The 12,848-nt window shown below is 58.4% G+C and carries 8 protein-coding genes; 3 read left to right on the top strand and 5 right to left on the bottom strand.

Features of this window, described 5'->3' with window-relative positions; genetic code table 11:
- Positions 1-4: 4 nt before the first annotated feature.
- From RUI03_RS08345 to RUI03_RS08355, 3 genes are all read right to left on the bottom strand, one after another.
- A complete protein-coding gene (locus tag RUI03_RS08345) occupies positions 5-859 on the bottom strand; it encodes an amidohydrolase family protein (RefSeq protein WP_317286999.1) in 855 nt (284 codons plus the stop codon).
- Positions 856-2,133: an L-fucose:H+ symporter permease gene (gene fucP, locus RUI03_RS08350; protein ID WP_317287000.1), complete on the bottom strand. Its 1,278-nt coding sequence runs from the start codon at positions 2,131-2,133 to the stop codon at positions 856-858. The genes RUI03_RS08345 and fucP overlap by 4 nt, the downstream gene beginning before the upstream one ends.
- A 277-nt stretch (positions 2,134-2,410) precedes the next feature.
- Positions 2,411-5,188, bottom strand: coding sequence for a TonB-dependent receptor (locus RUI03_RS08355; RefSeq protein WP_317287001.1), 2,778 nt, complete (start codon positions 5,186-5,188; stop codon positions 2,411-2,413).
- A gap of 259 nt (positions 5,189-5,447) precedes the next feature.
- Between RUI03_RS08355 and RUI03_RS08360 the strand changes: the two genes are divergently transcribed.
- Together RUI03_RS08360 and RUI03_RS08365 are read left to right on the top strand one after the other, a co-directional pair.
- Entirely contained in the window at positions 5,448-6,968 is a 1,521-nt protein-coding gene (locus tag RUI03_RS08360) for a tryptophan halogenase family protein (protein WP_317287002.1), read from the top strand.
- Between the two features lie 115 nt (positions 6,969-7,083).
- Positions 7,084-8,454 (top strand): pyridoxal phosphate-dependent decarboxylase family protein, encoded by a 1,371-nt coding sequence (locus RUI03_RS08365; protein WP_317287003.1) that lies wholly within the window; start codon positions 7,084-7,086, stop codon positions 8,452-8,454.
- A gap of 34 nt (positions 8,455-8,488) precedes the next feature.
- On the opposite strand, the gene RUI03_RS08370 is transcribed toward RUI03_RS08365, so the two are convergent.
- A complete protein-coding gene (locus tag RUI03_RS08370; protein WP_317287004.1) occupies positions 8,489-8,764 on the bottom strand; it encodes a metal-sensitive transcriptional regulator in 276 nt (91 codons plus the stop codon).
- Positions 8,765-8,880: 116 nt separating this feature from the next.
- Between RUI03_RS08370 and RUI03_RS08375 the strand changes: the two genes are divergently transcribed.
- Complete coding sequence (locus RUI03_RS08375) at positions 8,881-9,681, top strand: glutaredoxin (protein WP_317287005.1); 801 nt, start codon at positions 8,881-8,883, stop codon at positions 9,679-9,681.
- Positions 9,682-9,944: 263 nt separating this feature from the next.
- Here RUI03_RS08375 and RUI03_RS08380 read toward each other — a convergent pair whose 3' ends face one another.
- Positions 9,945-12,842: a TIM-barrel domain-containing protein gene (locus RUI03_RS08380; protein WP_410795933.1), complete on the bottom strand. Its 2,898-nt coding sequence runs from the start codon at positions 12,840-12,842 to the stop codon at positions 9,945-9,947.
- Between the last annotated feature and the right edge of the window lie 6 nt (positions 12,843-12,848).

Genomic DNA, 12,848 nt, shown 5'->3' on the forward strand with positions numbered 1-12,848 from the left:
GATCCTACGTTACTGCTTTGGCTGCGTAGAGTTTCCACGCCGTGTCACCAAAAATTTCATTTTGTGATGAAGGACTTATATTATGGCACAAATCCTTCGCCATGGACAGCCAGTCACCGTAATTTGATGACAGAGTGAGGACTGGCCAATCACTCCCCCATAGCAGTTTTTCCGGGCCAAATATCGCCAACAGGACGTCGACATAGGGTCGCAAGTCGCCCGCTGTCGCACCGGTCGGCGCTTCGGTCAGCAGGCCCGACAGCTTGCAGTACACATTGGGTAGTCCTGCAAGTCTGGCCATGGCGCAGCGCCAGTCCTCGAACAGTGCCTGATCGCCGATTGCCGGCTTCGCGCCGTGATCGATGACCATCCGCAACGCCGGGCGTGACGCCTTCATGGTCGCCAAAGCGTCGAGATGGCGCAGATCGACCAGCGCATCGAAGACAAGATCGCGTTTCTCAACTTCATCGAGACCCGCTCGCAATTCGTCCCCAGCGATCCAGTCCGACGGCGCTATCGCCTGCAACATCGGGCGGACGCCGACCAGCGGGCCCCTGGCCCTGTAGCGATCGAGCTGAGGGCCCACATCGTCTGCCGCGAGATCGCACCAGCCGACAACGCCCAGGACAGCATCATTGTTCGCGGCAATGTCGAGCAGGTACTCGGTATCGTCCGTCGTGGGCTGCGACTGCACCAGAATAACCTGCTCAATATTCTGATCGGCGATCAGGGACAGAAGATCTTCAGGCAGGAAGTCACGATAGATCTGCGCCAGATCCGGCGTGGGCCAGGACTGTCCGTGCTGACCGATCGTCCACAGATGGACGTGGGAATCAATGCGCACGGCCGATTGCGTCATGGCGCCACCACGACATGCCGCCGCCGGCAGGACCAGCCGAACGCGGCCACGCCCACAAAGGCGATGAGCGGCGCTGACATCGCAAGATTGATGTTCATGATGTCCGACATACGGCCGACAAGCATCGCCATCACCGCCCCGCCGATAATCGCCATTACGAGGAGCGACGATGCGGATTTGGTTTTGGCCCCGAGGCCATCGAGTGTCAGGGCAAAGATCGTCGGGAACATGAGCGACATGAAAAAGCTCGTCGCAGCCAGCGCATAAAACCCTGTGATGCCCGGCGCTACAACCGCCACTGCGCAAAGCGCCACGTTGATCAACGCATAGGTCGTCAACATTGCCCAGGCAGGGACCCGCGTCATGACGGCCGTACTGGCGAAACGCCCGATCATGAAGGCCACGAATGACGCCGTGAGCACCTTGGCGGCAGCGGTCTCTCCCATGCCGTCAATCGTGTAAGTCCCATAGCGGATGAGAAAGCTCCAGATCCCGACCTGCGCGCCGACATAAAGAAACTGCGCCAGAACCCCGAACATGACCCGACCGTCGCCGAGCAGTGACATCACCCCGACATGGCTGTCAGCCGTCGTTTCCTCTTCGTCGCGGGTTTTGGGGAAAGCCGTGAGGAACGCCACAACGGCAAGTGCCAATACGCCAAGCGCAAGAACGAGATAAGGGCCCTTCACCGTGGCGGCCTCTGCAATACGAAACGCGTCCAGCGACGCATGATCCATCGCAGCAAGCTCCTCCGTCGAAGGCTCATGCCCTGTCAGGATAAAAGCCTGTCCGATCAGCGAGCCGGCGATGACACCCAGCGAATTGAACGACTGGGCAAAGTTGAGGCGTCGGGCGGCGGTTTCCGAGGAGCCCAGCACCGACATCAGGGGGTTGGCGGATGTTTCAAGAAACGCAAGGCCACTGGCAATGACGAATAACGCCCCCAGAAACAGGCCATAGACCCGCGCTTCAGCCGCCGGAAGGAACAGGAGCGCGCCGCAGCCGAACAGCACAAGACCGACAATGACACCGGCCTTGTAGCCGAACCGGCGCATGAGCAGCGAGGCGGGAATGGCCCAGACAAAATAGCCGAAATAGAAGGCGGACTGCACGAGGCTTGATTGCAGGTCCGTGAGCGTGAATGCCTTTTTGAACTGTGGCACCAGAATGTCGTTCAGACTGTTCGCAATGCCCCAAAGGAGAAAAAGCGAAAACACCAGAATAATTGCCGGCAGAAATCGCCCCTGCGTATCGCGCCCGGTTTCACTGGTCATAGCTCGCCCTCCCGACGAATGATGAAATGAGGGGTTCGGCCCCTTCTTGACTTCTGCAGGCGGTCAGGCTGGCCGATCGCGCACCCGGCCCGGCAGGTCCAGCGTCACCCTACTGTGTTTTCAGCAGGGTCGTCACGGCAATGTTGACGATAAGCTGAGCAGCCAAGCCGACGCCAGCCATCCCCAATCAGACCGCCATCCGGCCCGGAGTAGGCAGCGCCCACGCCGCCCGTTGTTCGGGTTGGGCATGGGCGCTGCCACCTTTAGCGTGACAGGATTAGTAGGTCGCTCTCAGACGGATGCTGATCCGACGATCGTTGATTACGTAATCCCGTGGACGATTCTCGAACCCTTGATAGGTGTACCGAATTTCGTCCAGCATGTTCACAGCATCGAGTGACAGGTTGAGGTTGTCGTTCAGCTGATAGCTGACAGACCCGTCAAGCGTGCCGTAAGCATCGTCGTAGATCGGCAGGTTGCCGGTCCCATTGCCCGAGGTCGTGCGGACAAAATCATCGCGCCAATTATAGGCGAGACGCGCCGAGATCGGGCCCTGCTCGTAAAGGCCAACGAGGTTATAGCTGTTTTCAGACAGCCCCTCGAGCGGTACCAGAAGCGGGTTGCCAACGGCATCAACAGCGGACGGGCTTGGCGCTTCACTGTCAACATAGGTGTAGTTCGCCTGCAGGCCCAGACCGTTCAACGGCGCCGGCAGCATGTCAAAGAAGGTCTGCATACCTACTTCGAAACCCTGGATCGTGCCATCTTCGCCGTTCACCGGTGCGCTGACCGTGAATTCCTGCGAACCGTAACCCGGCACGTCGAAATCGGTCGTGTACACACCGTTCTGGATGAAGTTATGAACGTTCTTCCGGAACAGCGTCATGTAGGCAATGCTGCCCTCTTTCCAGTAATGTTCCAGCGAGACATCGTACTGATCGACGACAAGCGGTTTCAGGCCGGGATTGCCGCCGGAGCCGGTATAGGCCTGAGCCTGGCTTGGCTGCAGCACGGGTGCCGTCGACGGATCATTGTCAGCGTCATAGTAGTTCTGGCTGAGCGAGAAATTGCCGCGCAGGTCATAGAAGCTTGGACGAGACAGGCCGCGAGAGGCTGCGACGCGAAGCTGCAGATCATCCTGAAGGAAGAACCGGATGTTCATGCTCGGCAGGAACTCAATATAGTCCTGCTCAACCGAGATGTCGGAGACTGACTGAATGTCCGTACCCGTGTCAGAAGGATCGCGGTAGGTCAGCGTCTGCGTACCGTCGGCGACAACCTTGGTCTGCACAACGCGAAGGCCGATATTGCCGTCATAGGGTGTTGGCACGGCATTATTGCCGAATTTCAGCATGCCGTAGGCCGCCAGCGTCTCTTCTTCCTGGGTGTTGAACTCGTCGAACGGCGTGAAGCCTGCGACGGCACCGGAGAGCGGGTTCAGGTTCGCCAGCGTGACAAGCGATTCTTCACCCATGGCCAGCAAAGCCGGATCAACGACGAAGTGCGGACCGAAGTTTGCTGTCGCACCGTCGCCCCGGAAGAAATCATCCTGATAAGGATCGAGTGCGTAATATTCCGGGAACTCGTTATACTCGGCAGTCGCAATATCACTCCCATCCCATGGTGGACCGGAGATGGATTGCCAGTCAAAGCCAGAGTCAGCTGTTTCGATATCCTTGGTGGTGTATCGGACACCTGAGGTGAATGAGCGGAAAACGCTGCCCTCGTCAAAATCCCACTCGAGGTCGAGGCGCGCTGCGGTTTCACTGCCGGTGTTTTCCGCCGACCGTGACATCAACGCCTGATACGTATAATTATCCGGGTTCGTCAGGAAGTCATCCGGTGTCACCGTGAAGGTGGGCAGATCACCTGTCAGATCCATCAGGAAATTGAAGCCGCCGGTGGTCGTACCAAAGCCCGTCGGGTCGGTGAAGCTGGTGTCGGAATCTACATATTGCAGGTCACCAGAAACGCGGAAACCATCGCCCTCATCCCATTTGAACCCGGCGCTATAATCCGTGGTCCGGGAATCGCGGACGGTGTGTCGCGTAAAGGACTGGGTCGGTGGACCAGCAAAGCCGCCGGTCAACATGGTGCCGTCTTCATCGAAGGTGAAATCACCAACAGGGGTCAGCGCCCCGTTGTCACCCGCGCCATAGGCGAACATACCCGTCTGAGGATCGGTAAAGGTGTAGTCCGACGTCAACACCATAGCGTGGAATTCAAGGTCAGCACTCGGACGATATTGGAAGGCCAACGAACCGCCAAGGCGTTCACGGTCGCCGTTCCACGATGAAATGCCGGCACCGGAAGCAATATAGTTATTGCCGAAATCCTCACGCTGGAAGAAAGGCTCGATCGTGATGGCATCCTCGCGGAAATACCCCTTGCCGTAGGACAGGTTGAACAGGAAGCCGAATTCCTGATCACCGCTCATCCACCGGTCGCTGAGAAGTGCGGAGGCGTTATAGCCGGTCTTCTCACGAAGGTCGTAATGCACAGCCTGAATTGCGCCGGAAATGGTCCGGCCCGCACTGTCAAAAGGCATCCGTGTGCGCAGGTTCACCAGGCCGCCAATGCCGCCTTCGATCTGCTCCGCCGACGGGTTCTTGTAGACATCGATACCGGCAAGCAATTCGGCCGGAACGTCTTCCCAACTCAAGCCACGACCATCAATGGTCGAGAAGATATCGCGGCCGTTCAGCTCGGTACGAACTTGGGTCAAGCCACGAATGGCGACGCCGGAACCTTCACCGCGGTTACGGGAGATCTGGACACCGGAGATACGCTGCAGCGCTTCGGCGACGTTGACGTCAGGCAGTTTACCGATGTCGATGGCAACGATACTGTCGACAATCTCCTCGGCATTCTGCTTGCGCTCGACAGCGCTCGTCAGACTTGACCGCTGGCCGGTCACCACAATTTCGTCAGCAGCCGGTTCATCGACCGTGTCGTCCTGTGCAAAAGCAGCGGGTGCGGCAAATGCCATCAACGATAGTGCCGACACCGATGTCGCCAGTCGAAGGGCATGCCTGGAATGCTGTCCCAATCTCATCTCGTTTCCTCCTGTTGGAGGCTCGCAAAAGAGCCTCATGATTTTGATCACGCCGTTGTCTCCGGCGATTTTCTGTCAGCGGTTGATGATCCGCCTGTCCGCTTTCCCCACCAGCGCGGGACAAACCTGGCCGACCACCAGAATATTAAAAGCACTTTCATATATGACATTTCGCAAACTCGATCAACACATATAAAACTGTTTTTACAGGCGGTTGGCCGCAAGAAATGTTGCCCTGCACCATAAAAAAGGGATGGATATGACCCAGGTTTCTGACGGCTTCGTCCGTAATATCGCTATCATCGGCGGCGGTACGGCAGGATGGATGACAGCGGCCGCTATCATCCGTGCAATGAAAGATTATCCCTGCACGGTGACATTGGTGGAGTCAGGCGACATCGGCACCGTTGGCGTTGGCGAGGCGACCATCCCGCCGATACAACTGTTCAACCGCATGCTGAAAGTGAGTGAGGACGAATTTGTCGCCGCCACGCAGGGTACATTCAAACTGGGAATAGAGTTCTCAAACTGGCGCCAGAAAGGTGACAGCTATTTTCACCCCTTTGGCAAATACGGCGCCGATATCGACGCGGTGCCGTTTCATCAATACTGGCGAAAGATGCATCGCCGGGGTCGCGCGCCCGCGCTTGAGGCCTTTTCACTGTCCACCATGGCCGCCAAGGCCGGCAAATTTTCTCCCCCAAGCGCGGATCCCAAATCGGTCCTGTCCCAGATGTCCCACGCTTATCATTTTGACGCGGGGCTCTATGCGTTGTTCTTGCGCCGCTACGCTGAAGCCAGGGGCGTGAAGCGACTTGACCGGACGGTCCGTGATGTCCGCCTGAATGCCGAGAGCGGTTTTGTCGAAGCCGTTGTGTTCGATGACGATGAGGAATTGTGCGCCGACTTTTTTATCGATTGCACCGGCTTTCGCGGACTATTGATCGAGGGGGCCTTGGAGACAGGCTATGAGGACTGGTCCCACTGGCTTCCGTGCGACAGGGCCGTGGCCGTGCCGTGTGAGCAGTTTGGGGCGCCCCTGCCCTATACCCGATCCACCGCGCGGGAAGCTGGGTGGCAATGGCGGATCCCGCTGCAGCACCGCATTGGCAATGGCTACGTCTATTGCAGTGAGTATTGCGACGACGACAAGGCCGTCTCGACACTGATGAACAATCTGGATGGCGCGCCATTGTCTGATCCTCGCCACCTGCGCTTTACGACGGGCAAGCGGAAGAAGTTCTGGAACAAGAACGTCCTCGCCATCGGCCTGTCAGCGGGGTTCATGGAACCACTCGAATCGACCAGCATCCATCTGATCCAGGCTGCGATCGCGAAGTTGATGACCGTCTATCCGGATCGAAGGTTCGATCCGATCGATATCGACGAATACAACCGCCTGACTGAGATCGATTACCTCCGTATACGCGACTTCATCATCCTTCACTATCACGCCACCCAGCGGGACGATGCGCCGCTATGGGAGTATGTCCGCAATATGAGCATACCCGATACGCTCCAGCACAAGTACGATCTGTACGGCAGCCGGGGACGGGTTTTCCGGTATGACGAAGAATTGTTCGCGGACACGAGCTGGGTTGCGGTGTTTGAGGGCCAGGGGATCCAGCCCGACCGCTATGACCCCCTTGTTGACACCTATGATGAAGAGAAGCTGGCCGCTGTCCTTGAGCGGATGCGCCGAACGATTGTCGCGGGGGTCGACAGCCTGCCTGCTCATGAGGATTATATCGCGCGCCATTGTGCGGCAGCGAGCGTTTGATTTACGGCACAACGCTCGTCCCATAGCGCTTCTGCGCGCGTCGATAAAATAACTGCTTTGACAGTCAAGGCGTGCGCTGATTTTTGAAGATCACGGATGATCAGGGGAGGCTGTGATGAGTGACGAGCAGGAACTATACCACGCTGCCGATAAAATGGCGGCCGACTATCTCGCCCATATCACGGACCGTCCCGTCTTTCCCGGCCCTGACATGGTGGCGCAGCTTGAGCAATTGGGCGGCGCCTTGCCGACGCAGCAGAATGACCCGCACGCCGTGCTGGACATGCTAAGCCGTATTGGCGGGGCCGCCACTACCGCTACCAATGGCCCGAACTATTTTGGATTCGTCATCGGCGCCCTTTTGCCCATCGCTGGCGCCGCCGAGCGGATCGCCCTGGCCTGGGATCAATGTGCGTCGAGCCATGTGAACTCGCCCGCCATGGCTGCAATCGAGAAAACGGCCGGCCAATGGCTGCTCGAGATCCTCGATCTGCCCCGCGACACCGCAGTGGGTTTTGGGACGAGTGCGACAGCATGCGGATTTTCAGCTCTCGCCGCGGCGCAGACCTACCTTCTGCGCCAATCCGGTTGGGACCTTGACAGATCGGGCCTGCGCGGTGCGCCGCCGGTTCGTATTGTCGTGCCTGACACGGTCCACGTGACCGTGAAGAAGGCTATTCGGCTGTTGGGATTTGGCACCAGAGACATCGTCACAGTACAGACCGATGATTTTGGCCGGATGCGGCCTGACGCCCTGCCGCACTTTGATGCCCTGACCGTCCTCTGCCTGCAGGCGGGTGATGTGAATACCGGCGAGTTCGATCGGTTCTCGGACATCATCCCGACAGCAAAAGCGGCCGGGGCATGGGTTCATGTCGACGGCGCATTCGGTCTGTGGGCGCGTGCCAGTCAGGACAAGCGGTCGTCGACCGATGGCGTCGAGCTGGCGGATAGCTGGACCACGGACGGTCACAAGACGCTGAACACGGCCTATGACAGCGCCGTCACGATCTGTCGCCATGCTGATCTTCTGGCCTCGACCATGAATGCCGAGGCGGCGTATGCGCCCAGCGAGACGGATGCCCAGAAAAACCTGACGCTTGAATTTTCCCGCCGCGCCCACGGCCTTGGCTTCTGGGCTGTTCTGCAGACACTGGGACGCTCCGGTGTCGGATCCATGGTCGATGGCTACTGCGCGCTGGCAACCCAGCTCGCTGAAGGCTGCAGGGAAGCCGGTGTCACCGTTCTCAACCGTGTGGTCTTCAATCAGGTCCTCTGTCAGCTTGCAGATCCTGCTGATACACCGGCGTTCCTGAAACTGATCGAGCAGGACAACGCCGTCTGGTTCGGACCGACGATGTGGCGCGGGCAGCCCGCCTTCCGATTGAGCGTATCGTCGTGGCGTACGGACGAAGACGCTATTCGCCGAGCCCTGGACGCCATCGGGCGAGCGCTTCACCAGCTGGAATGTCAGAAGAACGGGTAACAGGATAGTGCCAGGCCACCACGTGAGAGTGTGCCTATTTTCGACGCCCGCCCAGGACGGCGACGAGCTCCTCAACCTTGGCGCGTCGCTCCTCAAGGTCATCAGCGCGAAGCGCGTGGTCAACGCATGTGGACAGGTGATCCTGCAGGATAACAGCCTCCAGACTACCAAGAGCGGCCTTGATCGCCTGCACTTGCCGCAGAATGTCGATACAATAACGATCGTCCCGCACCATACCGGTGACACCGCGCACCTGCCCCTCAATCCGGGCAAGCCGTTTTACCGCAGCAGTCTTGGTATTCTCGTTCATCGCCCATCTCCGCGCTGCGACTATCACAGCGAACATCGGCCAATCCGACGAACAGGCCAAATTGACGCCTTCGACCGCTGCCCCATATACCCCTATAGGGTAAGCAGGAGGCGCTTATGAGTGCAACCCCAATGCAGGAAACACAGTCAGATCTGGCCGCAGGCCGACGCCGGAAGGCCCAGCTCTATCGCATGGTCATGCCCGGGCATGTCTGCCCCTATGGGCTCAAGTCGAAATGGATGCTCGAGCGCAATGGCTATGACGTTGAGGACCATCACCTGACCACCCGTGCGGAAACCGATGCGTTCAAGGAGAAGCATGGGGTCAAAACGACTCCGCAGACCTTTATCGGCGACAACCGCATCGGCGGCTATGATGCGCTCAAAACCTATTTTGGCAGCAGACTTGCGCGCAAAGAAGGCGCGACGACCTACACGCCGGTCCTGGTCATCTTTGGCATCTGCGCGCTCATGGCGTGGGGCGCCAGTCTGGTTGCGACCGGACAGGTCTTCAGCCTGCGGGGGATTGAATGGTTCGCCTCATTCTCCATGGCCGTTCTCGCTATTCAGAAACTGCAGGACGTCGAAAGCTTTTCGACCATGTTTCTGAACTACGACCTTCTGGCCCGGCGTTGGGTGCCCTACGGCTATATCTATGCCTTTGCTGAGGGGCTGGCGGCTGTGCTCATGATCGCGGGCGGCGGATTTGCGCTGGTCGGGTCCCCTATCGCGCTGGTGATCGGGACGATTGGCGCTGCGTCGGTCTTCAAGGCCGTCTATATCGACAAACGCGCGCTCAAATGCGCCTGTGTCGGCGGCAATTCGAATGTACCGCTCGGCTTTGTCAGTCTGACGGAAAACCTCGTCATGATGGCCATGGGGATTTGGATGCCGTTCAAGATGCTGGTTCTTGCCTGATGATGCTATCAGCGCCAGCCGGCGCTATGGCCCAGATTGTCAGTCGGCGTCTTGGTTAGACGCCGAGGGACAGCGGCGACTCGCGGCAACGGACTTGACGAAACGTCTTTATCTGGAAGCAGGCGAAGGTGTTCTGGTCGTGGGGAAGTTGGGTCTCGTGATGAACAGCATCGCCGACGGCGACGCCATGTGCCGCTGACCGATGAGGCGATTAAGCGACAAAAAAAAGGGGGCCGACGCCCCCTTTTCCTTTCCCACAGTGCTTATTCCATCGACACGTCGACAGCTGCGCCTGTGTAGGTGATAGTGCTGTCGGGCTCAGCATCCATCGCAAAGCCATCATCGCCGTCCGGTGAAACGAAGCGAACATGAATGACACGCTCTTCCGGCATGCTCTGAAGTTCGCCTTCAACCGCACCGATCGTCAGTGTGCCTGTCTCCTCGCTCCACGTCATTGGTATACGAACGTAGGCTTCGTCCTCATAGTCATAAGTCAGGCCATCATCTTCATACAACGAGAATGAGGCATCAGCGCCTGTATAGACATAGATGGTCAATTCACCATTCGTGTCGTCCGCCGTGGACTGAATGTCCGGCCCCATAGGCACGATCGAACCCTCACGCACATAAAGCGGCATGCGGGCGAGTGGCGCGTCGGCAGTGACCGTCTGGCCACCGTCAAAATGCTCACCGCTTTCGAAATCATACCAGCCAGACCCTGCAGGCAGATAGACATCCCGTTCACGCGCTTTGAATTCGTAGACTGGCGCGACGAGGAAGCTGGAGCCGAACAGGTACTGGTCATTGATGTCCCAGACCTTCTTGTCGTCTTCGAAGTCCATCACGAGGCCGCGCATCATCGAACCATCTTTGAGGGTCGTGTCTGCTGCCAGCGTGTAGATGAACGGCATCAGGCGGTAACGCAGCTTGTCGTAATAGACCATCGATTCATAGGGATCTGACCCTTCAGGCGCGAGGTTGTAGATCTCGCGGAAAGGAAATTCCCCGTGACTGCGGAAGAGCGGGGTGAACGCACCGAGCTGGAACCAGCGGGTGTTCAGTTCACGCCATTCTTCGATATGCGCCGGATCTTCATCCGTATAGCGCTGCTCGACGGCAAAACCGCCAATATCGAATGTCCAGTTTGGCACGCCGGACATTGAGAAGTTCACACCGGCAGCAACCTGTTCCTTCAGGTCTTCCCAGCGCGCAACCACGTCCCCGGACCATGCGGAAACGCCGTAGCGCTGGATGCCGGGGAATGCCGAACGGGTCAGGATGAAGACCCGCTCATTCGGGTCCGAACCCTCGCGCTCACCTTCGTAAACGGCCTGAGCGTTCACGAGGGCGAAAGAGTTGAAGTACTGGGCACCGGGACCCATGGCCGTTGGGCCAATCCGCAGTGCCCGTTCCCGATGCGACAGGTTCGAGTGGAGGTCAGGTTCCACAGCGTCCATCCACCAAGCGTCAAAGCCTTTCGAATCCAGCGCTTCTTTCATTTGAGACCAGAACAGCTCGCGCGCCTCGGCACTGTACGGATCATAGAAGGAGTTGCGATACCCCTGCCCGACCCAGTCACGAGTATCCATCATCAACTGCCGCTGATAAATGGCACCGATTTCCTCCAGCGCTTTCGCATTGGCCGTAGTCGGATAGAATTTCGGCCACACCGAAATCATGATCCGCGCGTTCATCTCATGAACGGCGTCGACCATGGCAGCGGCATCGGGGAAGCGCTCGAGATCAAATTTGTGGCTGCCCCATTCCTTTTCCGGCCAATAGAACCAGTCGAGGACAATGTTATCGATCGGGATCTTCCGGTCACGATAGCCTTTCAGGGCGTCCAGCAGTTCATCCTGGGTCGTATAGCGCTGGCGGCTCTGCCAGAAACCGTAGGCCCATTTAGGCAGCATCACCGACTCACCCGTCAGTGTACGGTACCCGGCAATGACGTCATCGATCTTGTCGCCATCAGCGGCCACGAAGTAATAGTCGATGACCTGTGCCACGTCGGAGGCGAAGGAGAGGTCGTCCTGTTGTTCGGCGGGAAGCGGGTCGAGATGCTCGAGCCGGAAATAGCCATCATTGGCGATCCACTCGATCTCGATATCCTTGCTCTCACCCGCGACCATGTCGACATCGAAGGTGAAGTAATAAGGGTTCCAGTTCTGGCGCCACCGGTCGACAACGGTTTCGCCATCCACCTTGATCGTCAGATAGGACGAACCATAGGCGCGGAATTTATGCGTGCCCGTTGTTTTGGCTTCCAGACCACCGGTCCAGACGACTTTCTCAGGACTTTCGGTGCCGAATGGCTCCGGGAAGACGTCGCGTACAGCCTCGCCGCTTGCATACTGGTCAGGAGGCAGGAACTGGTAGTCAGGATCCCGCTCGCGGGTTTCAGCCTGTACCTTTCCGTTCTCGTCGTAATAGCGGCCGGTCAGTCCGCCTTCCGATCCATCCTCACCGCGCACGATCAGCGTCTCATCCAGCGGCTGGAACGGACGAGGATCGCCAAAGCGGGTAATGGACGCGTTGTCCCACAGAATACCGTAATCGCCTGTCGAGGCCACAAACGGCATGGCGATGGAGATATTGTGCTGGGCCAGTTCCACGGTTTCGCCGGCCATGTTCATCTGGCCGTTTTGGTGCTGCCCCAGGCCGTAAAAGCCGGGTTCACCGACCGGCTGCCACGCCTGTTGAACCGAGTAGAACTGTTCGCCTTGCACCATTTTTGGTGTCATGACGCGGCGGTCTTCTGCCAGCAGTTCATTGCCATCGCCATCGAGGAAACGAACCTTGCCGTCAGCACGCGAGATTTCCACGCGCAGGCCCTCAGTCGAGAGACTGGCAACATTGCGCCCCTTACGGACGTTATATTCAGGTCGGGCGGGGAAATCTGTGACGATCAGGCTTTCATCGCGGACGAACTGACCTTCAGGGTCCGCCGAAACGCGAACGATCCCCTTGGCGACGACTTCCACACGAACGACGGCGGCGTCGTTGCTACGGGGAGTAACGATCAGGCCGCCTTCAATATCCTCGATGCCCGGTGCGCGCCGGACCTGTTTGACTTGACCGTCCGTGCCGTACACATCGTTCTTTGACTGCCCTTGGGCGTAGGCGGGCAGTGCGCCCATGGCGAGGGCAGCAACTGCCAGTGCCGA

The organism is Parvularcula sp. LCG005 (genome assembly GCF_032930845.1).
In the GTDB taxonomy this organism is placed as follows: Bacteria; Pseudomonadota; Alphaproteobacteria; order Caulobacterales; family Parvularculaceae; genus Parvularcula.

What these genes read in the sequence shown, in the direction of transcription:
- RUI03_RS08355 (WP_317287001.1), bottom strand. Translation starts at nt 5,188, where the DNA reads ATGAGATTGGGACAGCATTCCAGGCATGCCCTTCGACTGGCGACATCG.
- RUI03_RS08360 (WP_317287002.1), top strand. Translation starts at nt 5,448, where the DNA reads ATGACCCAGGTTTCTGACGGCTTCGTCCGTAATATCGCTATCATCGGC.
- RUI03_RS08345 (WP_317286999.1), bottom strand. Translation starts at nt 859, where the DNA reads ATGACGCAATCGGCCGTGCGCATTGATTCCCACGTCCATCTGTGGACG.
- RUI03_RS08375 (WP_317287005.1), top strand. Translation starts at nt 8,881, where the DNA reads ATGAGTGCAACCCCAATGCAGGAAACACAGTCAGATCTGGCCGCAGGC.
- fucP (WP_317287000.1), bottom strand. Translation starts at nt 2,133, where the DNA reads ATGACCAGTGAAACCGGGCGCGATACGCAGGGGCGATTTCTGCCGGCA.
- RUI03_RS08370 (WP_317287004.1), bottom strand. Translation starts at nt 8,764, where the DNA reads ATGAACGAGAATACCAAGACTGCTGCGGTAAAACGGCTTGCCCGGATT.
- RUI03_RS08365 (WP_317287003.1), top strand. Translation starts at nt 7,084, where the DNA reads ATGAGTGACGAGCAGGAACTATACCACGCTGCCGATAAAATGGCGGCC.